The sequence below is a fragment of the Paenibacillus sp. PAMC21692 genome (genome assembly GCF_014303795.1).
In the GTDB taxonomy this organism is placed as follows: Bacteria; Bacillota; Bacilli; order Paenibacillales; family Paenibacillaceae; genus Pristimantibacillus; species Pristimantibacillus agaridevorans.
Genome location: NZ_CP060293.1, coordinates 829,287 through 851,540, shown reverse-complemented (window position 1 = coordinate 851,540; position 22,254 = coordinate 829,287). Strand labels below are relative to the sequence as shown.

Annotated in this window: 21 protein-coding genes; 14 read left to right on the top strand and 7 right to left on the bottom strand. The window is 46.7% G+C overall.

Features of this window, described 5'->3' with window-relative positions; translation table 11 throughout:
• Positions 1 to 149: 149 nt before the first annotated feature.
• From H7F31_RS03370 to H7F31_RS03360, 3 genes are all read right to left on the bottom strand, one after another.
• The gene (locus H7F31_RS03370; RefSeq protein ID WP_261800467.1) at positions 150 to 341 is read right to left on the bottom strand and encodes an ATP-binding protein; all 192 of its coding nucleotides are present in this window, start codon (positions 339 to 341) and stop codon (positions 150 to 152) included.
• A 485-nt stretch (positions 342 to 826) separates the two neighbouring features.
• Entirely contained in the window at positions 827 to 1,000 is a 174-nt protein-coding gene (locus tag H7F31_RS03365; protein WP_187103047.1) for a hypothetical protein, read from the bottom strand.
• 128 nt (positions 1,001 to 1,128) lie between these two features.
• Entirely contained in the window at positions 1,129 to 1,281 is a 153-nt protein-coding gene (locus H7F31_RS03360; protein ID WP_187103046.1) for a hypothetical protein, read from the bottom strand.
• Between the two features lie 403 nt (positions 1,282 to 1,684).
• On the opposite strand from H7F31_RS03360, the gene H7F31_RS03355 reads away from it, so the two are divergent.
• From H7F31_RS03355 to H7F31_RS34540, 3 genes are all read left to right on the top strand, one after another.
• Complete coding sequence (locus H7F31_RS03355; RefSeq protein ID WP_187103045.1) at positions 1,685 to 1,894, top strand: hypothetical protein; 210 nt, start codon at positions 1,685 to 1,687, stop codon at positions 1,892 to 1,894.
• Positions 1,895 to 2,464: 570 nt separating this feature from the next.
• A complete protein-coding gene (locus H7F31_RS03350; RefSeq protein WP_187103044.1) occupies positions 2,465 to 3,691 on the top strand; it encodes a hypothetical protein in 1,227 nt (408 codons plus the stop codon).
• Between the two features lie 696 nt (positions 3,692 to 4,387).
• Positions 4,388 to 4,519 carry a transposase gene (locus tag H7F31_RS34540; RefSeq protein ID WP_187105192.1) on the top strand — a complete coding sequence of 44 codons (132 nt, stop codon included), beginning with the start codon at positions 4,388 to 4,390 and terminating at the stop codon, positions 4,517 to 4,519.
• A gap of 8 nt (positions 4,520 to 4,527) precedes the next feature.
• Here the strand turns inward: H7F31_RS34540 and H7F31_RS03340 are convergent, their stop codons facing one another.
• Complete coding sequence (locus tag H7F31_RS03340; RefSeq protein WP_187103043.1) at positions 4,528 to 5,049, bottom strand: hypothetical protein; 522 nt, start codon at positions 5,047 to 5,049, stop codon at positions 4,528 to 4,530.
• An 895-nt stretch (positions 5,050 to 5,944) separates the two neighbouring features.
• Positions 5,945 to 6,703, bottom strand: a complete 759-nt coding sequence (locus H7F31_RS03335; protein WP_187103042.1) for an SDR family oxidoreductase — start codon at positions 6,701 to 6,703, stop codon at positions 5,945 to 5,947.
• 228 nt (positions 6,704 to 6,931) lie between these two features.
• On the opposite strand from H7F31_RS03335, the gene H7F31_RS03330 reads away from it, so the two are divergent.
• Complete coding sequence (locus tag H7F31_RS03330; protein WP_187103041.1) at positions 6,932 to 7,525, top strand: TetR/AcrR family transcriptional regulator; 594 nt, start codon at positions 6,932 to 6,934, stop codon at positions 7,523 to 7,525.
• A 109-nt stretch (positions 7,526 to 7,634) separates the two neighbouring features.
• The gene (locus H7F31_RS03325) at positions 7,635 to 7,802 is read left to right on the top strand and encodes a CxxH/CxxC protein (protein WP_087568470.1); all 168 of its coding nucleotides are present in this window, start codon (positions 7,635 to 7,637) and stop codon (positions 7,800 to 7,802) included.
• 192 nt (positions 7,803 to 7,994) lie between these two features.
• Here the strand turns inward: H7F31_RS03325 and H7F31_RS03320 are convergent, their stop codons facing one another.
• Complete coding sequence (locus tag H7F31_RS03320) at positions 7,995 to 8,150, bottom strand: DUF1540 domain-containing protein (protein ID WP_087568469.1); 156 nt, start codon at positions 8,148 to 8,150, stop codon at positions 7,995 to 7,997.
• Positions 8,151 to 8,410: 260 nt separating this feature from the next.
• Here H7F31_RS03320 and rlmH point away from each other — a divergent pair, with 260 nt between their 5' ends.
• On the top strand, positions 8,411 to 8,890 hold the full coding sequence (gene rlmH / locus H7F31_RS03315; RefSeq protein WP_187103040.1) for a 23S rRNA (pseudouridine(1915)-N(3))-methyltransferase RlmH: 480 nt from the start codon (positions 8,411 to 8,413) through the stop codon (positions 8,888 to 8,890).
• A gap of 274 nt (positions 8,891 to 9,164) precedes the next feature.
• Here the strand turns inward: rlmH and H7F31_RS03310 are convergent, their stop codons facing one another.
• On the bottom strand, positions 9,165 to 11,798 hold the full coding sequence (locus H7F31_RS03310; protein WP_187103039.1) for a chitobiase/beta-hexosaminidase C-terminal domain-containing protein: 2,634 nt from the start codon (positions 11,796 to 11,798) through the stop codon (positions 9,165 to 9,167).
• 542 nt (positions 11,799 to 12,340) lie between these two features.
• Between H7F31_RS03310 and H7F31_RS03305 the strand changes: the two genes are divergently transcribed.
• The 8 genes from H7F31_RS03305 (at position 12,341) to H7F31_RS03270 (ending at position 22,113) form a co-directional block, all read left to right on the top strand.
• Positions 12,341 to 13,144: a nucleotidyltransferase domain-containing protein gene (locus tag H7F31_RS03305; protein WP_187105191.1), complete on the top strand. Its 804-nt coding sequence runs from the start codon at positions 12,341 to 12,343 to the stop codon at positions 13,142 to 13,144.
• 288 nt (positions 13,145 to 13,432) lie between these two features.
• Positions 13,433 to 13,843, top strand: a complete 411-nt coding sequence (locus H7F31_RS03300; protein WP_187103038.1) for a hypothetical protein — start codon at positions 13,433 to 13,435, stop codon at positions 13,841 to 13,843.
• A gap of 212 nt (positions 13,844 to 14,055) precedes the next feature.
• Complete coding sequence (locus tag H7F31_RS03295) at positions 14,056 to 14,787, top strand: ABC transporter ATP-binding protein (RefSeq protein WP_187105190.1); 732 nt, start codon at positions 14,056 to 14,058, stop codon at positions 14,785 to 14,787.
• A gap of 12 nt (positions 14,788 to 14,799) precedes the next feature.
• The gene (locus H7F31_RS03290) at positions 14,800 to 16,065 is read left to right on the top strand and encodes an ABC transporter permease (protein WP_187103037.1); all 1,266 of its coding nucleotides are present in this window, start codon (positions 14,800 to 14,802) and stop codon (positions 16,063 to 16,065) included.
• Between the two features lie 282 nt (positions 16,066 to 16,347).
• Positions 16,348 to 16,734 (top strand): VOC family protein, encoded by a 387-nt coding sequence (locus H7F31_RS03285; RefSeq protein ID WP_187103036.1) that lies wholly within the window; start codon positions 16,348 to 16,350, stop codon positions 16,732 to 16,734.
• Between the two features lie 1,080 nt (positions 16,735 to 17,814).
• Complete coding sequence (locus H7F31_RS03280) at positions 17,815 to 18,291, top strand: GyrI-like domain-containing protein (RefSeq protein WP_187103035.1); 477 nt, start codon at positions 17,815 to 17,817, stop codon at positions 18,289 to 18,291.
• 216 nt (positions 18,292 to 18,507) lie between these two features.
• Entirely contained in the window at positions 18,508 to 19,074 is a 567-nt protein-coding gene (locus H7F31_RS03275; RefSeq protein ID WP_187103034.1) for a hypothetical protein, read from the top strand.
• 348 nt (positions 19,075 to 19,422) lie between these two features.
• Positions 19,423 to 22,113, top strand: a complete 2,691-nt coding sequence (locus H7F31_RS03270) for a winged helix-turn-helix domain-containing protein (RefSeq protein ID WP_222622737.1) — start codon at positions 19,423 to 19,425, stop codon at positions 22,111 to 22,113.
• Positions 22,114 to 22,254: the final 141 nt, after the last annotated feature.

The following is a 22,254-nucleotide window of genomic DNA, read 5'->3' as shown; positions in this document are numbered from 1 at the left end:
GCTTTTTCCCACCAGCGAAAACAGCTATAGACGCTGCTCCATGAGCCGTTGTATGTGTTTTGTCAAGTAGTATTCCTTGATTTGGTCAATAGGAATTCCCTGGTCAGATCAACGGTTTTCCCTTGGTTTTATCATCGATAATTCCCTGGTTAGTCATCAACAATCATCAACAATCCCTGATCCGTTTCCTGTTCAACGGCTACTTTTGGTGCATGAGGATGTGTTTCAAGCGGTAGCTTTCGCCCTTGAAACACGACCAGTGGGCTGTGATGCGTCAGACGGTCAATCAGGGCCGCCGCCATCAGGTCGTTTTTAAACATGCTGCCCCATTCGGCAAAAATCAGAAGCCTCTGTCTTCTCCAAATCTTTCATCGTGCGCTCTAGCGCTCCGGCACGCTTGCTCTCGCTCAGTCGACTGACAAGTGTAGCTTCGGTGAGGAGACGGGTCACCATGGCGAGCTTGCTAGCCTTCACGCCCAGCGCAATGGCAAGATGCGCACTGGACCGAACACCACCGGGTTCTTCTTATCTGGATTTAGCGTCGTCGGAAGACGCAGTGTGTTAAATTTCTTAGCCCTACAACGTGTTACGGATCAGGAAGGCGGCATGCTGGAATAAACACGTGCTTTGCGCAGAAGCTCGCGGTGTTCGGCTCTTCCCGGAACACTTGGTGCAGAAACTATTCTTGCTTGGACGTCGCTCCTCATCGCATAGCCGTAGGGTTTTGACTCAAAATAAGATACCTATAAAACTAGGCATTTTGGTGCGAATCTGGATTCGATCCAATTCGTAGTTATCCTATCGGTTTTGTTATTAACGCGTCGTCTTACAGCCGAATGTCCGGTCCCGGCATTGCCGTGTTGGCCGAGATGCCATCCGCAAGACGACTCACAATCGACTTCTGCAAGCTGGTGACTGCTTTATCGACCCCATAACGCCCGGATAAATCCTTAACCATGCGCAGCGCCTGCCGAAGGCCGCTGAGGTCCAGATTGTCCATGTAGTCGCGTACATCGTAAGACAGCTGGGGAGCACATCATGTTGTTCTTCTAGGCCCCCGGTTTGGCAATGAGCGTAGTCAGCCAATCGACCGTATCGGTACGAACTGTTTCCGAACTACCGGTGATGTCAAGAGATGGTGTCGTCCAACACTTCGAGCGGTTCTAAGATGTGAGCTCCCGCACGCACCACATTCTTCTCCTCGGCCTGCAGCGGCGTCGAAGTATACGTATGCTTATCGTCCAATACAAACTTGCCGTATCTATTCGTTTTCAAATGCATAACGGCAAGCTTCGAACGGCAACCGAGACAGTGGCAGCATCGCTTTTCGGTCCGCTTCGAACAGTACGCACAGATCGACGTCTCCTTCTTTTATGCTCACGGAGGTTGCCGGATCGAACATCTACAGCAGGTCCGTGTTCCATTCCTCAAGCGACGGGAAGGCAGCGAGACGAAGTAGTTGCGCCGGACATATTCGACCTTGTCTCGACATTGCCTTTTTCATGTCCGCTGGCCGGGTTGCAGAATGTGACCGCGAACCCGAAGTGCGCCTGAAGTGCAGCGTCAGCCGTTTGCGTTGTCCAGTACCAGACTCTTCGGTACACCGCCGACGTGCCTGAACATCCCTCAGTTCTTGACAGAGGCATTCAGTTCTCTCTCCCAGAAGCACTGAACGAAGGCCGCGTTGTGGAAAAGATACGCCCAGGTTGTGACAGGCGCTGTGGACACCGTTGAAGATCACGTCACATTCGCCTCGCCTGGCTTGCGCCTCGCCTGGATGCTAGTCCAACTCAAGGAATCCATTCTAGATCAGTTGCTGCCGCCCAAGCACCAGACGCTCGTAACGATTGACGTTCGGATAAGAGCAGTCGAATTCCAGGTTGTACGTCTTTAATAGCCTTCATACACGCGCTTCCCGGTATGCCGTTGTTTGTAGCGATTCTACTCATCCGCCTTCAACCAGGCTTCAATTGTCGCTTTGTATGGGTCCAGCTTGGATTCTCGTGTTTACGTTTCCGGCGCCCTCGGGGAAAAATCCCTCTGCGCCATGTACTTGAGCGCGGTCTTCGGATCCATCCCGAACTCCTTAGCAATCTGATATAGTCCCAACTGTTGACGCTACAATTCTTTTAAGTGGTGGATCTGCTCCATGCTCTTCTTCATCCTTTCTCTTTGTTGCACACAAGGAGAATCATGGCCGATTCTATGACGTTGCAGGAACTTTCTCAACCAAGTAGTTATAAGTTATATTTACCAATTTTTGATTATTCTAATAGTTTGCATAAACGCCCTAGCGCGGTCAATGATCAGAGATCTGCAGGAACTGGAGTAGTGCCTGAGTTGCAATAGACACCTCTATTTTGTATAATTATGTAATTTTATGTCGATTTCAATCAGTTGACAAAAAAATTCCTTTTCTATAAGATTTAAGAGAAGTAAAAAATATACTTTTTAGGAGGAGAATATGAAAATTATTCGATTTAAGTCATTGATTATTACAGCCATTCTAGCAATTTCTCTCTCGACTGTAGATTCTGTATCTGCCAAGGATATCAATAATTTGGAATTAATAACTAAAGATTCAATAACATTAGAGGCGTTTAACATCGAGGGTAAGCCGGAAGTAGGTACTGTTGTAACTGTTAGACTACTTAACACAGTGGAAGAACCTGAAGTTGTATTCCAAGGAGAAGTTGATAAAAGCGGTAAAATTTTATTCAATGCAAAGAAAACGACTAAAAGGCTCGAGGATACCCCAAGTGATATTCAAGATTATGTGTATGAAGTTAGTTTTGTGTCGCCACTTGCAGAATTTAAGTTAGAATATTTCACAGTTTCTAAACCTAAAGAGGGAAAACAAATAGCTCATAAAGACCTAGAGTCATTAGAAGCTGCACAACCGACAAATGTTAAAATTAACTTTAAAGGTGAAGACAACAGACCTAAAAATGACAAGGACAAACCAGTAAGCACACTTGCTGATCGTCCAGACGGTTGCTTTTATATAGGGAATTTTGTATATAGATGTACCGTAAACGCAAATGAATATACGCAGGATACAAGAATAGGTGGAGTTAATTTATCAAATGGTGAAAAAGCTTCTTTTAAATTAACTACATCGGCCCAGAATAGTCTAAGTACTGGTTTTAAGGGAACAGGATCCGGGTGGTCAATTGATAATTCTGTTAAAATGACCTCTGTTAGCGGTACGACGGCAACTTATAACTTTGATGGGACATGTATTTCGTTCAACGGATCGTCAATATGCAATGGAGCAACTCGGGGAGTTTATGCAAAATATCTTTATCGTTATGAAGAACAAGAAATTTGGTTACGTAATGATTACCTTCGTACGGAACACAGAGTATTTCCTAAATCATTTGTAGGTTCCAGCGCTACGGTCCAGTGGTTTCATAATGTTTCGAATAGTAAGCCGAAGGCTGAAGTTATAGCAAATCAACACGGTGCTTACTTTGAAATTTCTAAAAATGCAAGCACAACGAAAAGTTATAGTACAGACCGTGAATATACTCTTGCATTTACGATCCCAACACCAATCGGTTCCTTTAACGGAAATAATACTACAGTGCACAAAAATGCTCACGAAATGACGTGGTCTACAACAACCAATAATATTTATTATCACTATGATATGGGCACTAACAACAGCATGTATTTCGCAACCTATTAACATTGATTAGTAGTAGGCAGTAGGCAAACCTAGGAGCCAAGTTCTAGCGTTCTGGAACTTGGCTCTTAGGTTTACTTTATTTCTGATTAATTTTTTGCATTATTACCTATTATCTTATAATTCTCCCGGCTTTCTTGTGAGTATGCTTCTTTTCTATGTACAACGCAATTAAAAAACTAACAATGTGCACCTGGATGTTCTCGTTGGTAGCGATTTGAATTAAGCGGGAATGTAACATCAAAATGAGTGTTCGCGGGATCAGCTTCATGTTGAAAAGGATGAATTTTGCTCTATTAAAGCGACTTTTACGCCGATTAAGAGAACCAAGCGTTTTTCCACAAGCACGGCTTTCACTCTATTCAAAAAGTAACTTGAAGCTGAAAAATCAATCATTTGCTGTTTAAAGATGAATCAAGCGTTCATTCGCTCGTCACAAGCGTTGGAAAAAAATTGGTTTCCACGCGTCAGACAATGCAAGTGCTAACATATAGCAAATACGAAGGATCGCAGTTATTTGGAGCCATTAATGTTGAAACGGGGGATCTCTGCATCACCGAGAAGAAGTAAAAGCCGATTTTCCTGCTTTTATTCGATTTTTACAGGTCTTCTCGTTGCTTACCCTGACGGAAAAATCGATCTGATTCTGGATAACAGCAGCATTCATCGTGCTACGTCGTTACAAACTGCTATGAGGGTATTTCCGCACCAAAATTTTTTCTGCCACCTTACAGCCCGAATTTCAATCCAGTCGAAGGACTCTGGCTGTTGTTCAAAGTCGAAGGAGTCACCAACGTCTTTTTTGAAACGTTCTATAGGAGTGTCGATTAATTATTTATTTAAACTAGGTGGCCCCAAAATGGTTCCGATTTCTGGACATCACTAGCGCTTCCTATGTCCCCACTTTTAAAATTTACTTTTTTAGAGAATCTCATTCCCCAATATCGATAGCTGACAATCACCTCTTTGATATTTTCGTCATTAATGCGAATACCATAATGAATTGGGGTTCCATTCCTCATGCGTATTTCTTCCATCTTTTTTTTATATGTTAAATCAGGATGGATTTTCTGTTTTCCTATTTCCTCAAACAGTATATTGTTATCCTTATTCAATCCAGTTCCATTTACTACTTGTAACGAGTAACTAACTCCAAATTCTATTAGAACGTGGTTAAGATGAGAATCCACCAATACATTCTCAATCTGGATATCGCTCTTCCCTTCGTTTTTAATTTCAATTATTATTGCTTTATCATGAATAACAGTATATCCAACAATTTTTAATGGGCTGATTGAGTAATAAAAAAATAATATAGCAGCACACAATAGTAAAATAACGAATAATATCTTAAATTTCATTATATACCTTCTCTCTAAAAAGTAATTTTGGTCTTTTTCTATTCTGCACCATAATTATCAGTAAGAGCGTAGACGTAAGCATATTAAAGTTTTCTTCCCATACCAAAGCCACTAATTTAAGACAATGACCACAGCCCAGATCTCCATTTGTACGTTGGGTCTGGAGAAAGTCTCGATCACGATCCGTTTAATATTGCTCGCGCATTGATTGTAACGCCTGGTCAAACGCATTATATTTCCCAGCTGGTTCCCCAAATAGCTCAGTTTCTGATCCAACCTATGCGTGGCCGAAGGCCTCTTTTCTTTGAGTGTCACGACTTACTTCAGCCGCTGGAAGATGAGCGGCGATTTATTATGTACGGGTTCAGGAGAGAATACAATATAACTGGCGATTATGAAGGTTTCACTTACTGACAATCATATGGAGCAGCCGACGATCGGGAGACAAAAATACTAACAGGGAGACTACAAGGTTTGCTGTCCCGTATTCTAAATACCCCAGTCTTTACCAACATTATCGTATTGGATTTGGACACCCATGTAAAGGCTTTTGAAGATGTATTAGGGGTATCCTCCAATACTTATCTAAAGCCGGCGGCTATTGTACGCAATAGCTTATTTTGCAAGTATGGACAAATAACCTCTCGTACGTGGCAGTTTTCCGGAAATGAAAAACGTGCTCAACCCTCTGAATTTGGTTATAAATGCACAATTTGTTTTCGTGGTCGCTCGAGTAAGAAGCATTTTCGTTGATTTTTTAGTTAAGTATGTTGCTGAATGGACACATCAAATAAACCGCGCTCCCATGGGATCGCGGTTTATTGCAGTTAAAACTGACGATAGAAATTCTAGGTCGCCGTTTGAATGAGAGTAGGCGCGTCGTTCGGTTATTGGCTTAGTAAGCCGTCCAGCCGGCGTCTGCCGTCACGACCGTGCCATTGATGAAGCTGGAGTCGTCGGATGCGAGGAACAGAGCTACTTTGGCAATCTCCTCTGGAGTTCCTGTACGAGGGTTGATGCCCATGCCCGCCATGGCGCGGCCCATGCCGAATTCGTTCGGCGCATTAATAGATGTGCTGATGTTCGTCGCAACGCCACCTGGAGCTATGGCGTTACAGCGAATGCCTTTGACCGAATACTGGTAGCCGACGTTTTTCGTCAAGCCGACTACGGCATGCTTCGCTGCCGTATAAGCCGCTCCGGCTCTCGAGCCGAACAGGCCGCCCGCGGATGCAATATTGACGATGATGCCGGATTCCTTCTCCAGAAAAATCGGCAGCGACTTGCGGATCGTGCGCATAGGTCCGGTTGTATTCACCGCGAAGACGCGTTCCCACAGCTCGTCCGTCAGATCGCCGACAGGCACGAAGTTATCCATAATACCTGCGTTATTGATCAGAATATCAAGCGTACCGTATTCGTTGACCGCGGAATCGATGAGGTTTTGAACGTCTTCTTCCTTGGCTACATTGGAGGCGACTGCGACGGCCGTGCCGCCTTTCGCCGTGATTTCCTCGACGACTTTGCCTGCTCCTTCGACATTAAGGTCGGAGACGACGACTTTGGCGCCTTCGGCCGCGAAGAGAAGCGCGATTTCCTTGCCCATGCCGGATGCCGCGCCTGTGACGACGGCTACTTTATTTTGAAGCTTCATAAGTGGTTCCTCCTCGAATTTTGGTTAGTATGCGCTGTTGCTAGTGACTGATACGCAGGAGAAAATAATTATTGAACAGCTGTACAATAGAGCACATCTGTTGAGGTTATTATACTATAATGAATTTGGGGCAAACCATATATAAACCGCTTTCATTTGTTCGATAATAGACAATGCGATGGGAATTGTTGAATACTTTTTGAAGGAAAATAAGGGAGGATGCGGCATATGGGGAAAACGAAGGTCGATCGCCGCGTCTTGCGGAGCAAGCTGGCGCTGAAGGAGGCGCTGCTGTCGCTGATGTCGGGCAAAAGCTTTTCCCAAGTGTCCATCACGGAAATCGTGGAGACGGCCAATTACAACCGGGGGACGTTCTATACGCATTACGAGAACAAGGAAGCGCTGTTGGACGAGGTGCTGGGCGAGCTAATCGAAGAGCTGATTGCCGCGTTCCGCGCGCCGTACGATCAGGTGGAGCTGTTCAAGGTGGAGGAGATGCCGGCAACCGCGGTGAAGCTGTTCGAGCATATTTATAGCAGAAGGGAGGCCTATACGGTCCTGTTCCAGAGCGACGTGCTGCCCATGGTCAAAGAAAAGATGTTCTCGGCAGTGAAGAGGATTTCGAACGAGGACTTGGAGCACGAGACGACGGGGCCGATCAATCGGGAGCTGATGCAGGCGTATTCCATGAACGCTCTTATGGGACTCGTCTTTCACTGGATCGAGGGCGGATTCCAATACGAACCGGCTTATATGCAGGAGCAGCTGGTGCTTATCCTGAATTACCGGCCCGGGGCGGCAAGGACGAATGTGAGGAAGTAAAGAGAAGCTAAACTTTGATGACCGTGCTTCACAGGGGACTGCTTGATCTGCTATTCTGGAGAAAGCCGTTATGTGACTAGACCAACTGTAGAATAGGAAGCGAAAACGTATGTATTGTGTATGCAAACCGGATATTGAAAAAGCCTTGGAACGATTCGTCGACGAATACGAAGATGCGCCGGATGTGGTGGACCTGAAGGAAACGCAATTCGCGGATTGGGATCCGCCGAGAAAATGCGACTTCTGCGAGGACGCTGCAGAGTTCTTGGTCGTCTAAGACGGATCTGTAAATTGGTGAGCCGTGCTGCGCCGGATATGCCGTGCGTTGGCCGGTTCGCCTTGCGGCGGTCCGGATATACGCGGGCAGAAAAATTTTTCCGAATATCTGATAATAATTATCATTATTGGTTAATATATAAGGGAGCAAGGAAAAGGACAGCCGGTGGCTCGGCTGCCCAGGTGGTGCTGCTTAAACTTTAGGTTCGAACGTTTTGCAATCCGTTTCTCCCGAGTTGCTCGCCTTCTTGCCATGGTGACTGACAACGTAGATCGAGGAAGCATTGCACTTGTTGCCTGCCGCCCAGTACTTGCAGGAATTCACTTCGCACAGAACATCTTGAGCCATGAGTTCTCACCTCCTTGGCAATAGGATGGTCTAACGGTGTACCTCCATATACCTCGAACAGCCCGATTTGAATCTCTTTTTGAGAAAAATCGGGTAATTTTGCGTTCCCGGAGCTTGCAGACTCTGTCGCGAAAGGGCGGCTGGTCGACTTCGAACTGTTAATTCGACTACAATAGCTTTAACAAACAAAGGCGAGGGCCGTCCGTGCATGTCCGCAATCCCAGCGTCGGTCCCTTGGTTCACGAAGGAGCTCCACAGCGATGCAGATACAACTGATAACGGTAGGCAAATTAAAGGAAAAATACTGGAACGACGCGGTAGCCGAATACTCGAAGCGTCTGGGCGCTTACGCCAAGCTGGACCTGCGCGAGGTGCCGGACGAGAAAGCGCCGGAGAACATGAGCGCCGCCGCGGCAGAGCAGGTGAAGGAGCGGGAGGGCGAGCGCATCCTGGCGGCCATCAAGCCCGATGCGCACGTCATCGCGCTTGCTATCGAGGGAGAGACATGGTCGAGCGAGCAGCTCGCCGCCCACCTGGACAAGCAGGCCATCTACGGCGGTGGATCCGTCGCCTTCGTTATCGGCGGGTCGCTAGGGTTGTCTCGCGCTGTAATGAATCGGGCGGACAAGAAGTTGTCCTTCGGGCGGATGACGTATCCGCACCAGATGATGAAGGTGCTGGTGCTGGAGCAGGTTTATAGGGCGTTTAAGATTAATCGGGGGGAACCTTACCATAAGTGAAGCGAAACTTTTGTAATGAAAAGACTTACTTGACGCGGATAACTCATAGGGATGAAGCAGGACGAATTGTTCGCTCTAAACGTAACATCTTCATAGACATTAATCGGTTTCACTTGTTCTGCTTTGATTAGCTAGTCAAGATCTGGAGCACCAAACATGACGAGTACCACGCTCCAGTTCGAGATGCCACTCGAATTGATGCAACTATTACTATCTCGGGGATGGTTAACAAAAAAGGAAAAGCCCCCGATAGAATCGGAGGCTGACGGACGGGCTATTCCCAGATAATGAGTTCGTCTGTAATAAATTCTTCAGAAAGGAACGTAACTTTAATTCTAGTTTTGCCCGCTTTGAGCGCCGTAAGATAGCCATTGGCATCGATTGCGGCTAAGTCCGGATCTTCGATTTCAAACGTTGCCCAAGCGGTCGCCCCCTCCGCCGAGTCGTCAAAGAACGCCGTGACTGTGACGTTAGCTGTCACCCCTACTGCTAGCGAGACAGATGACAAGGAGGCGTAAATGGACTCCAATTGGCGCCCTGCTGTCACCATCACCGGAACATGCTTTGATAGGCCGCCATGGGTGACGACGATGTTCGTGGTTCCGTTCGTCACCGCCGTCACGACACCTTCGGCGCTGACCGTCGCGACCCTCTCGTCTTCGCTCTCATATTGCGCGTCCGCGGTTACGTTGATCGATGTGTCGTCATTGAAGTTGGCCGTAATGGCGAGTGCTTCTGTCGCACCAAAAGCCATCAACATAACATTGGCCGGATTGGATGTCAGATGGGTCAAGGTATGGGCTGGCGATGCGATCGTCACCATATATTGCATAGACGCTGTAGCCGGAGTTATAGCCGAATCCGTTGCGCTGATCGTGAAGTTATACGAACCGCTAGAGCTTGGATTTCCAGTAATTTCACCCGTACTCGAATCCAATCCCAATCCCGGAGGCAGCTGTCCGCTCGTAATCGTGTAAGTAAGGGCTCCTGTTCCGCCAGATGCCGCTACGCTGCCTGTATAGGCTTGTCCGACAACCAAAGATGAGGTGGATACAATCGATTCAGGCAATTCGATAAGTATGGCATATTCAAAACTCGCAATGGAGCTATTCGTCCAGCCGCTCTTTACCGCGATCGCCTTAATCGTCATTGATTCGGTTATCGGGATTGGAGAGGTATAAGGCATGCTGGTAATAGTAGGCGTGCTGCCATCCGTTGTGTAATAGATCGTTGCTCCCTGTGTCGCGACGCTCAGCGCAACACTCGTTCCCACCTCTACAACCCCGCTTGATATGTCGGTTGTTGGTTGCGCAACTACGCTAGGCGCAGGCGGAATGACTATCGGCGCAACAACTGCCGGTGGAAGCGCAGCTATATTTAAAGATATACTATCCATCCTGCCTGTTCCGTTCGCGTAAATGGATATAGAAACATTGTTATAATTAGAACCAATCCCTAAATAGCTTCTTAATGTGACCGAAAGTGACAAGGCACCAGGGTCGCCAGCGAATGCTGCCCCCACCGTTCCAAGAGAAGCTATAAAAGGATCAGAAGAAGTGGCAGTGACCAAATAAGCAGTCCTAGCAGGGTTGTGCAAGATGATATTGCCATACTGATCATAGGCATCAAAATTTACATAATAACTTTTACCCCATTCGACTTGCGACACCTCTTGTCCGTTCATATCACGGAGCCCGTAGAGTTCTACGCTATTAGCCACAGGCATTTCGCCGACAGTGAAAATTTTGCTAACTTGAACTCCACTTTCTTCGTGGGACACGGTAATGGAAACACGATTATTTCCTTCTTCTATCGAGGTGTCTGCAATAACAGCCGTCTTAACTGGGTCGATTGAAACAGAGCCGTTACTTCGTACTTCAAATTTGGAGATATCTTCAACCTCTTCGCCGAACTGATTGGTAGCCTTAATAGGGATAGCAACCGCTTTCGATCTGGCAATTGTATCGGATGTTGAAGTGAATTCAATCTTGACGATTTTCTCGAGAATCGCAGTCACGGTGGTAGTTAATGGATTGGGGGCGTCGACATCTAAGCCGCTTGCTTTGATGACATAGTCGCCTGGCTCCAATTGCTTCGCGAAGATTAAAGTAGCAGCAGAGTTATCAGCATTCCAATCGACTTGTACAACTTCGCCTTTCGTCGCGGATAGACCGGCCTTAGCCGAGTCAACTTTCGCGCTGAAGGACACTGTAATCTTCTTAAGGCCTGTCTGCTTCGCTGAGATCTGCAATTTCCCGATTGGACGGTATTGTTCTTTGGCCTCATATGCACCCAGAACGAGAAGGTCACGCGTTGCGTTAGTCGTTCCACCGAACTTTCCGTCCTCACCGTTCGACAGTATTTTTTTCTCTATCGCTAAAGCGACATACCCCTTCGCCCAGTCGGAAACAGAATTGTCATCTAGCGAAGCGGAATCGTCTACTTTCAAGTCAAGGCCTCTAACCAAAAACGTAGCCAGCTGCTCCTTGGTTACCTTACCTGCCGGATTATACTGGCCTTCTGAAAATCCGTCCGTAATGCCCGCAGTCTTCACCGCCTCGATATAAGGTAATGCGTAACCATTCGCAGCATCATTCGCGTTGACGTCTGAGAATGACGACGTCTTTAGGTCCGTAAAGACCTCCAAATCAAAAATCTTTGCTGCAACCTTAGCGAATTGCGCTCGATTCATCTCATCCTTAAGACCAAAAGTGCCTTCCGCTACACCATCAAATACCCCTGCCGAGATCAAGGCATCGAACTTGGCCTTTGTTGCGGCATCCAAGTCCTTCAAATCCGAGAAATCCGAAGAGCTTTTTGCTGCTGCTGTTGGGGTATCAATCAGAAAGCCTCCAAAAGTAAAGCATAAAAACAATGCTGTCATCAATAGAATTACATTCTTCCCCATCATTTTGCCTCCTAGCCTAATTCCCACAAATTCCAATTACATATTAAGATGAATAAAGATTGCAGCTAAAAATCCACAAAATTTTTTCTCATACTATCACATTCGACATGTTCATGCTGAAATGTAAAGAAAACTTTAAATTCATAATTGGTTACTGCTTAGGTCTCTCTAAATTTTTATATTAGAGGGATCTCTATTTTATAAGGAATCCCACATAGACGATAGTTGAATCACCGACAATCTTGCCACCGATTACTTCGGTGGCCTTTAGTGTGCTTATTAAGCAGATTTGATCAAAATCGCAGGTTGGGTAGAAGGTTGGTCGTTACACGCCTCAGCATATTTTTCGCCGATAGGCCCGTTAAGCGGAACCGTATCATAAATAACGGCAAGTTTTGCCGGAATAGTTCTCCACAGAGATATGATGGGCTTTTCAATATGTCTTAAATACCCTTATTGGATGTCCGAAATACCCCTAAAGAGATGAAGGTTGCTATGTTAAGATTGTGGGAAAATAAGGGGGGGTTACCACGGATAACAAGATTAGGGGCATTACGTTACGAGCCCATCATAAGAATTCGATTGATTATCTAGTTAGCAAGTTAAGCACAGACCCTTCGTTTCTAGCTATTATTATCGCCGGGTCTGTAGCCAAAGGAGTTGCACGCGAGGACTCTGACATTGATTGCTATCTAGTCGTGAGCGATGATTTATTTGAAGAGAAGAAACAACGAGATCAATTGTTTTATTTGGCGAGTGAAGGATGCGACTATCCAGGCGGCTATTACGATGGTAAAATTATACCTTTTAGCTTCCTTGAAGCTGCTATCGTCAGGGGCAGCGAGCCGACCCGTGCTTCGTTCGAAAAGGCGTTCGTTGCATTCTCGCGGATTTCTGGACTGGAGGATATAGTCGCAAAAATCCCCGTCTATCCCGAACAAAACAGGGAAAGGAATTTCCAGGATTTCTTTGCTCAAGTAGAGCTTTATGGTGGCTACTTTGCGAATCGGGCGATCGAATTGGGAAACAAATATCTACTGATCCATGCGATCGGTCAGGTCGCTTTGTTCTCCGGTCGTCTGCTGCTCGCCTATAACCGAGTGTTGTTCCCATGCCACAAGTCTATGATGGGTGTGTTAAGAACGCTAACCCATATACCGGACCGTTATTTTGAATTGCAGGAAGAAATGTTGTTGAATCCCAAGAGGGAAACGATCCAGGCTTTTGTGGAGTGTATTCGTTCCTTTCACGCGTGGGGAATAGCTCCGCACGAAGCAGTGAGCCGGTTTATCCAAAATAATGAGTGGAACTGGTTAGAGGACGAGCCGCCTCTGTCCGATCGGTAAAGCCGATAGGCCCGTTAAGCTGGGCCTTATCATAAGTGACGGCGAAATTTTTCGCAGTCGTTTGCGGGGAGTAATTGGGAAACGCGAAGAATATTTCGATATTAGGGCTCCTGAGACCATTTGGTTCAGGAGTGTTTTAGTTCTTTCTGGCTAGGAAATTTACCGTTGTTTTCCATTTATGTGATAGGATGAAGAATAGGTAATGGGCTCTGAAATAAGGGGATGACGGGCTATTCACGAAGTTCGTGAATAAGACGTTAGAAGACGAAATTCCTGAAGGAGAGAACAATGAGTAGAAAAAAACTTTATATTACTTTGTCCTTATCTCTGTTCTTGGTCCTGTATATTTGGTTTTACATTTGGATACTCGCAAGTGTGAAAGATACGTTAAAGACAATTTATTTACATCCTGATCAAGATGCTCAAATCGAAGGGAAATACGTTGAACCTGAGCTAAAGAATAAGTTTTTTAGACAAGGAATATATCCTTCAAGCTCAAATGATAAAATCAAATTTTCATTAAGTACTGGTAAAGCGCTGCACTTCTTTTTTATTGGAAAGGTATGGATTACATATAAATATGAAGGCATTGACATTAGTTCAAATGAATCGAAATATGGATCTCATGCTCCAATAACATTAACTGTCAAATATTCTAAAGGGGTATGGAAGATAATTGATAAATATGAAAGACCGTAATGAATTTTGAATTTAAGGCAAGAAGTCAGGTACTTCATCTAACACCATATTCACGGTATCGCATCGCACCGCCAAGGATGAGTGGCTGTTTCGACTTGAGTTGCTTTGAACAAAATGCCGTTACCGGGTGGATGGCTGCTTCGTAATGCATATTCAGGAAAGGAATTAATAGTTGTAGTATGCCCGAGTTAGGAGCTGATGTGGTGGTTAAGATGAACGAAGAGAAAACAACAAATTCTGAAGAATATGTATTGCGTATAGCGATTGATGAGGCGGGCTATGAAGAGGATAAGCCAATAATACGAGATATCCAACTGCGGGTTGCACCGGGCGAGCTTGTTGGGTTGATCGGTCCGAATGGAGCGGGCAAAAGCACGACAGTGAAGACAATTCTTGGCCTGCTGGCTCATGTGAAGGGGCAAGTTGAACTGGGAGGCAAGCACAAACGTTATGCCTATGTGCCAGAGCAGCCGATATATTATGAATATTTTACACTGTGGGAGCATCTGAGGCTTGCGGCAAGCGCATTCGGACTGAAGGAAGGCGAATTTGAGTGCAAAGCAGAAGCTCTGCTGGACCGGTTCAGACTGACAGAACAAAAACATCTGTATCCGGTGAACTTCTCTAAGGGCATGCAACAGAAAATGATGCTTATTATCGCGTTCCTGCTGGAACCGGATATCTATGTAGTGGACGAGCCATTCGTTGGACTTGACCCGCGCGCTACAAGCGACTTCCTTGAGCTGCTGATGAGCGAGCTTTCACGAGGCGCAGGTGTGCTGATGTCTACGCATGTGCTGGATACCGCTGAAAAAATCTGCCAGAGCTTCGTGCTCATCAATGGAGGGTCCGTCGTGGCGCAAGGTACGCTTCAGCAGGTTAGAATAGATGCGGGATGCCCGGAGGATGCTGCGTTATCCGAATGCTTCCTTGCTTTGACGTAAGGAGGTAAGATGATGTTAAACAAGACATTGTTAACACCAGGACGCTTATTCCTTATTCGGTTGAAAAACAATGGAAAGGAGCAATTCCGGGTATGGAATAGTGTACTCGATTGGACGGTATGGCTATATTTGGTTATTCCAGGTCTCGTCATATTCGGGGGGCTTTATCGGGAGCTTTGGCAACGATTACCCGAATGGGCGATTGATGTTCCCTGGACAGCGCTGTACCCGATCGTCATTTTTGTATTGATGGCGTTTGGACGTATTCGAACCTATATGGAGGAAGCGGATCGGTTGTTCCTGTTGCAACGGCCAAGGTGGCTACAGATGCTGAAGCGATACGGCATGTTCTTTTCCTTCTTGAAGCAGGCGCTTGTGCTGCTGATTCCTTTTGCTATACTCTTACCTTTTCTGATTAGGGCTGAGGGAATGGAATGGGAGCATATCGGAGCAGCATATCTGTATGCTTGGCTGTACGGAATGTTCACATCCACGGTCTTCCATCAGTTGAAAAACATCGCGCGAGGTTGGCGGCAATGGCTGCTGCAACTCGTGACGCTGATCGTATTAGCGGCAGCTTATCTGATACCGATGCTTATGCTTTCGCCTGGCTCATCCAATTTCATACCAGCCTGGATTGGCATGTCATTCGTATTCCTGCTGTCGTTGTTCGTGTGCTTGCGAACAGGCATTCATTATGAGGCCGAGGTCAGAAGCGAGCGCAACGCGCGATTGAGCAGCACGGAATTCTTGATGAGCCGTATCATACCTTCGAAGCCTATCGTTAAAGTGAAGCGTCCGCTGTTATTCAGGCGTTCCCAACGCTTATTTGGAGGGACGGATGCGGGTACGCTGCTGGCCGAGATGAGATTGAAAGCTTTTTTGCGGTCTATGATGCCTCTTCGGGTGTGGATCGGATTCCTGTTTGTTACGTCGTACGCATCAACACTGGTGTCTCCGCCCGCTGCTTTTGCCTTAATAATAGGATTCCTCATTATCGGTGTTTCTTGGTTGCGCATGCAATGGGAGCAGTGGTACGCTGAGGAATTCGTGGCACAGTTTCCATGGAAAGGCGATTCGGTCAAACGAGCGATTCGGTTATCACGATTTTGGCTGTTGCTGCCTCATCTGTCCATCTGGTCGGGCTTGGCAGGGTACAGGTGGGCCGGGCTATGGGCGATTGTTCCTGCAGCGGTGGTATGCGGATTGATTTGGTGGGGGATAAGCAGAAGTGAGGTGGTAATGAAGTTGCGCGAGAAGGAGAAGGAGACCGCGTAGGACAGTTCTGGAGGCGCAGCTTCCATTTCGTATATTCTACATGTGGGCAAGACTCCTGAAGGAGCAGGCCACTTAAGAGGATTCAACTAACGGGAGTCAATAGCACCACGACATGACGGCAGCCGGCCACGCGATCGGTTGCCGTTATTCGTTGAGGTAACATACATGTTTTATTGAAGTCAGTCCGTTTTTTACAATCAACAAGAGTGACATAGAAACTATAATGGTGATTGTAAGGTGTTGGCATTTATTATAAAAATATGAGTCTGGAGGAACATTGAAATGGAACTAACTCACACTCGCATACTAGTGGATTGCTTTAAAGAATGTTTTATGTTTTATCGGGATGTAATGGGATTTGAACCTATATGGGGCACGGAAGAGGGCAGATATGCTGATTTCAATGCAGGAAATACCACGCTAGCTCTTTTTGATAGAAAGTCCATGGCTGATGCAATCAACGAGGCTTATTCTGTAAACGATCAATTTAATGATCGTATGGTACTTGTGTTTCAGGTGAAGGATGTAGACAAGTCATTTCTGGAGCTGAAAGAAAAAATTGAATTTTTATCGGAGCCGATTTCTAGACAATATGGGATAAGGAGTGTGAACTTCAGAGATCCCGCAGGAAACTTAATCGAGTTATATCATGAAATCCCGATGGAGTAAGGGGAGATTGATAAGGAAGTTCTATTTTTTTGGTGCTTTTTCCTAAGGAGAGTATCATGAAGAGAAAAAAATAGGTTTGAGAATGACGAGATTCCAAACCATCCTAGACCAGGTCTTAATCTTACCCTAAGCAAAGAAAACGAGGATGCATTTGGACCATCTAGTGAACATATTCAACAAGTTATTTTTTATATGTATGTTTAGGATGTTTATAGGCTCATCCAAAAGATGAAAAATAGAGATGCCGAGGTTCTAATCGAACCCGAAGAGACTTTCTGGGGGACATAAGAGCAAGATTAAAGGATCCATTCGGATACTTATGGGATGTTGCTCAAAAAGTGCATGTTTGAAAGAGTTCGTGATGGCGCCTAATATCGTTCAATGGCGGTAACCGGGAAAGTTGCTTAAGCTTACGGAGAACAATAGTTGAATCCAACAGCACCGACGATTAAGAGCCAGCATTACAATGTTAACTTGGTTATTTAAAACAAGCATTTCTCAATTCGTAAAACCAATTAAGCTCCTATAAGCTCAAAACCAGCAATCTAATGGCTGGTTTTGGCATATAGGGGCATTTTACGGAATAAAGTAGTCCGAGCTTCATTCGCACACTATCTTGTGCGGAAATTGATTGTAACGCGCCGTAAACATTTTGCTAAGAATCAAGTCGTATTAAAACAAGTTGATGTAAACCAAGGTCAAACAGATCGGAAGGATGAATAACACCGTATACGGTAGAAAGAAGCTACGTCCACCTTTTTTGTCGATGTGGTAATCTTGGAGCTTTTCGTCCGAGTTCTCTTTAATAATATTCTCAATCTTCTTCTCCGCATGTTTCAAGTAGATGTCATTAATAAGAAAGGCCAGTGGAGCATTAAGTATAAGCATAAAAAGCAGCCTGAATTCAAATGTGCCTAAGTTCAAGCTTGAAATAACGATAACCATGAACACATCAAATACGCAAGTCGCTTTGAAGCCCGAAATGCCGCTGCTGCGCTGTTAAATTAAGCTAACAGGTAGGATAGTTGAAACATCTTGTAGAATTTGTCAATTATCAAAAGCTCTAGGGAGGCTGTCGAAGTGGTCGAAATTATTGAAAAGCAGCGGTTTTCTGTAATTGGTAAATTAGGGGAAGGACTTTCATCTGAAAGTTCAAATTGGATACCACCTCTATGGAAAGAAGCAAACAGTAATTTCATAGAAATCAGTGCTCTCGCAAAAAAAGATGCTGATGGAAACATTGTTGGCATTTGGGGAGCTATGAGTGATGTTAGCGGTAATTTTGAAAGGTGGAAAGAAGGAGGCAAATATTTAGCGGGATGCGAAGTTACTGACGATGCGATACCTCCAGAGGGATGGTGGAAGTGGACTCTCCCTGCATTCAAATATATTGTGTCAAAGTGTACGCAAGAGACATATCAAGATACCTTGAATAACATTCTTTCGGATTACTTGCCCACAAACAATTATCAAATCGTCGGAGCAATTCAAGAGTTCTATAATCCAAAGGACAATAGTGGGGAATTGTACTTATGCATCCCGATAGAAAAAATCTAAAAATGCCTCAAGAATCCATTACGGAGAACGATAGTTGAATACCGATAACAAGGCCGCCAATTACTTTGGTGGCCTTCTGTGCATATTAAGAAAACAAGATCATCTGTGGAATAGGTAGCAGACCTCTTAGATGTCATGTTTGCTAAAACTTTGATAGTATATAATGAGTTCAAATTTGGCAGTGAGATTGATATTGTCTACAAGAAGGAGGCATGAATGAAACTAGCTTTTTATCTAGATACACATGGAACGTGTGTAGGTCAATTGAGTGATGAACTATTACCGTTAGAAGAAGTAGCAGAAACATGGCAGTTTCCGTATGATATCATTGTTGTCTGGCGTGTGTTACCTGAAAGTTATGGCCGAAAAACATTCAGACGCTTTGATAGCAATGATAATACTTTAGCGTTAGACATGAGCATAATCTATGAACGGTATCAACTGATGTCTAAAAATGAACAACGTGAGGCATTAGGGATTTATCTCTATACTTATATGTCGGAGTCTGTTCCTAAATATAAGAAGTATGCAGATAAGGAAACGCAAAATCAATTTTTAGCTAAGGTAAAAAAATGGATGTTGGAAAACAATTGGCTAGATGGAAAGATAAATCAAGCACGGGAACTTCTTACGCAGAATATGGGACTTTATGAAGTCAGCCAACAATTGCAAATGCCGTTAGAAGAAGTAGAGTATATCCTTCTCTGTATGAATGACTATGAGCAGGCAGACGTTCATCCTGATAATATTGTAGCCGGAAAAGCTCCGCCCTATCAGTTGTAAAAAGGCTGTGAGTGGATATGAAGTCCCTCTACTCTATAAGCAAATCAACGAAGGAGCTGGCCGCGACAGCTCCTTTAGCATTTTTCGCCGATAGCCCCGTTAAGCTGAACCGTATCACAAGTAGGGCGAAAGGCCTGCAGAATAAGTGCAGGAAGGTGCCATGGTACAAGGCGTTTTGTTAAAGTAAATATGAAGTGGTGAAAAGCTAAAATTGACGATAAAATGAATCATATGAAGTAGTAGGATGGAGCAGGTGATCCTTATTTTAAAAAATACGGGCGGAACTCATTTGAATGTGAGTATAAATCGATGAATATGACCATTTTAGCCACAAAACTGTTTATCCCCGTGCCACGGACAAACGTTGTCCAAAGACCGCGCCTGATCGATCGGCTAAACGAGGGTCTGGACCGCAAGCTGACCCTCATCTCTGCCTCAGCCGGCTTTGGCAAAACTACGCTGGTCAGCGAATGGGTCGCTGGTTGCGATCGACCTGTCGCATGGTTGTCGCTGGACGAAGGGGATATCGACTCTGTGCGCTTCCTGTCTCACCTTGTCGCTGCTCTGCGGACGATTGAGGACAATATTGGAGGTGGCACGGTTACTGCACTCAAATCCCCGAATCCACAGTCAATCGAATCGATTCTAATGATCTTGTTGAATGAAATCTCAGCTCTCCCATACAAATTCGTCCTCGTCCTGGACGACTACCATGTTATTGATGCCGAATGGATCGACGGTGCTCTCAACTTCCTAATCGCGCATCTCCCTCCACAAATGCACCTTGTCATCGCCACACGCGAAAATCCGCAGCTTCCCCTGGGCCGATTACGCGCCCGGAGCCACTTGACTGAGCTGCGCGACACCGACCTGCGTTTTACTCCCGGCGAAGCGGCCGCGTTCCTCGATCAGGTCATGGGTCTGAATCTTACGGCCGACGAAATTATGGCGATAGAAACCCGTACCGAAGGCTGGATCGCTGGGCTTCAGCTGGCGGCGCTCTCGATGCAGGGGCGCGAGGATATCCCTACGTTCATTCAGGAATTTGCCGGAGACAATCGGTACATTATGGACTATTTGGTCGAAGAGGTCCTTCAGTGCCAGTCCGACCAGACCCGGAACTTTTTGCTTCAGACCTCCATTCTCGACCGGTTGCATGGACCGTTATGTGATGCCATCACCGGCCAGGTGGATGGCATAGCGCGGCTCCAATCCTTGGAGCGAGGCAACTTCTTTGTCGTTGCGCTGGATGACAGGCGCCAATGGTATCGTTATCATCACCTCTTCGCCGAGGTTCTCTCTGTCCATTTGAGGTCGGATCAGCCCGATCAGGTGGCTGCATTACATCAGCGCGCAAGCATATGGTTCGAGCGGCATGGCTTGCCGGACGATGCGATCCGACACGCGCTGGCCGGCAATGATTTCGGGCGGGCGGCAGGCTTGATCGAGCTGGCGATACCAGCCTTGCGCAGGAGCAGACAAGAGGCTGTGATGTTGAACTGGCTGGAGGAGCTCCCCGACGAACTGATCCGTTGCAGACCTGTGCTCAGCGTCTGGTATGCCGGGGCGTTGCTGGCCGGAGGCAAATTAGATGCCGTTGAGGTCCGACTGCGAGACGCCGAACAATGGCTTGAGACAGTGGCAGATCCGGGTGAACGACAGCAAGGCCGCCCGGTCATGATGGTCGTTATGGACGAAGAGGAATTTCGCCGTCTCCCGGGTTTGATCACCGTGTATCGGGCCGGACTAGCCTTGGTTCTCGGTGATGTGCCCACCGCCATGAACTACGCGCGGCGAACGCTCGAACTCGTGCCAGAGGATGACCATCTTCCGCGCGGAGCGGCGACTGCGCTTCTGGGACTCGCATTATGGAGGAACGGGGATCTCGAGGAGGCGCGCCGGATATTTGCCGGTGGCATAGCAAGCGTGCAGCAGGCTGGGGCTATCTCCGACGCGATCAATGGCTCCATCGCTTTGGCCGAAATACGGATCGCACAAGGCCGACTCCGCGAGGCGATGCACATCTATGAGCGGGGATTGCAGCTTGCGGCGGAACATGGCGAGCCTGCTCTGCGGGGGACGGCAGACATTTACGTAGGAATGAGCGAACTTTGCCGCGAGCATGACGATCTGGAGGCCGCCACACGGAACCTGTTAAGAAGCAAGGAGCAGGGGGAACACACTGGGTTCCCGCAATACCGGTATCGCTGGCGAGTCGCAATGGCTCGAATACGGGAGGCCGAAAGGGATTTGAACGACGCGCACGATCTTCTCTGCGAGGCGGAGTCCCTGTATGTGGACGACTTCTTCCTAAATGTACGTCCTATAGCGGCGTTGAAGGCGCGGGTGCGGGTTAAGCAGGGGAGGTTAGGTGAAGCCCTCGATTGGGCACGGGAGCAGGGTCTGTCCGCCAAGGACGATCTTTGCTACCTGCGCGAATTCGAGCACATCATCCTGGCAAGGGTGATTCTGGCCCAATATAGAAGCGACCGTGCGGATCGAACCTTACTTGAGGCGATCGGTCTCCTGGAGCGTCTCCTTCAAGCAGCCGAAGAAGGAGGAAGGTCGGGAAGCGCGATCGAAATCCTGGTGTTGCAGGCAATTGCTCGCCATATGCAAGGCGACATCCCTGCAGCGCTTTTGCTTCTGGAACGAGCCTTAACGCTTGCCGAGCGGGAAGACTACGTCCGAATTTTTGCAGACGAAGGCCGGCCACTGGAGGTCCTGCTGGAAGCGGCTGAGAAAGAGGGGATAGCCCCGAACTATGTCCGACGCCTTCTGACGGCATTTGGGAAAGAAGAGGGCAGAATGCTTGCCAAACCGGTTATTCGCAAACCTCTGGGAGAACCGCTAAGCGAACGTGAGCGCGACGTGCTTCGACTGCTCGGAACCGACTTGAGCGGCCCGGATATGGCCCGCGAACTCAGGGTGTCCCTGAACACCTTACGGACCCATACCAAGAACATTTACGAGAAGCTTGAGGTAAATAACCGTCGGGCAGCCGTCCGCCGCGCTGAGGAACTCGATCTATTAAAGTGAGCTTGAATAGTTCATCCCCCCACGCCCTGGCACAATTGCCGGGCGTTTTTTCATTTTCAGCAAGTCCCTTGTTGAACAAATCACCACGTCACTCACCACATGTGGTGATGCGGTCTCACCCTATGTACGTGTATTTTTAAT

Excerpts from the sequence above, each read along its gene's own strand:
- H7F31_RS03325 (WP_087568470.1), top strand. The coding sequence starts at position 7,635 with ATGTATTGTGTATGCAAACCGGATATTGAAAAAGCCTTGGAACGATTC.
- H7F31_RS03335 (WP_187103042.1), bottom strand. The coding sequence starts at position 6,703 with ATGAAGCTTCAAAATAAAGTAGCCGTCGTCACAGGCGCGGCATCCGGC.
- H7F31_RS03290 (WP_187103037.1), top strand. The coding sequence starts at position 14,800 with ATGTTAAACAAGACATTGTTAACACCAGGACGCTTATTCCTTATTCGG.
- H7F31_RS03295 (WP_187105190.1), top strand. The coding sequence starts at position 14,056 with ATGAACGAAGAGAAAACAACAAATTCTGAAGAATATGTATTGCGTATA.
- H7F31_RS03330 (WP_187103041.1), top strand. The coding sequence starts at position 6,932 with ATGGGGAAAACGAAGGTCGATCGCCGCGTCTTGCGGAGCAAGCTGGCG.
- H7F31_RS03360 (WP_187103046.1), bottom strand. The coding sequence starts at position 1,281 with ATGCATTTGAAAACGAATAGATACGGCAAGTTTGTATTGGACGATAAG.
- H7F31_RS03275 (WP_187103034.1), top strand. The coding sequence starts at position 18,508 with ATGAAACTAGCTTTTTATCTAGATACACATGGAACGTGTGTAGGTCAA.
- H7F31_RS03365 (WP_187103047.1), bottom strand. The coding sequence starts at position 1,000 with ATGGACAATCTGGACCTCAGCGGCCTTCGGCAGGCGCTGCGCATGGTT.
- H7F31_RS03350 (WP_187103044.1), top strand. The coding sequence starts at position 2,465 with ATGAAAATTATTCGATTTAAGTCATTGATTATTACAGCCATTCTAGCA.
- H7F31_RS03320 (WP_087568469.1), bottom strand. The coding sequence starts at position 8,150 with ATGGCTCAAGATGTTCTGTGCGAAGTGAATTCCTGCAAGTACTGGGCG.
- H7F31_RS03340 (WP_187103043.1), bottom strand. The coding sequence starts at position 5,049 with ATGAAATTTAAGATATTATTCGTTATTTTACTATTGTGTGCTGCTATA.
- H7F31_RS03310 (WP_187103039.1), bottom strand. The coding sequence starts at position 11,798 with ATGGGGAAGAATGTAATTCTATTGATGACAGCATTGTTTTTATGCTTT.
- H7F31_RS03285 (WP_187103036.1), top strand. The coding sequence starts at position 16,348 with ATGGAACTAACTCACACTCGCATACTAGTGGATTGCTTTAAAGAATGT.
- H7F31_RS03300 (WP_187103038.1), top strand. The coding sequence starts at position 13,433 with ATGAGTAGAAAAAAACTTTATATTACTTTGTCCTTATCTCTGTTCTTG.
- rlmH (WP_187103040.1), top strand. The coding sequence starts at position 8,411 with ATGCAGATACAACTGATAACGGTAGGCAAATTAAAGGAAAAATACTGG.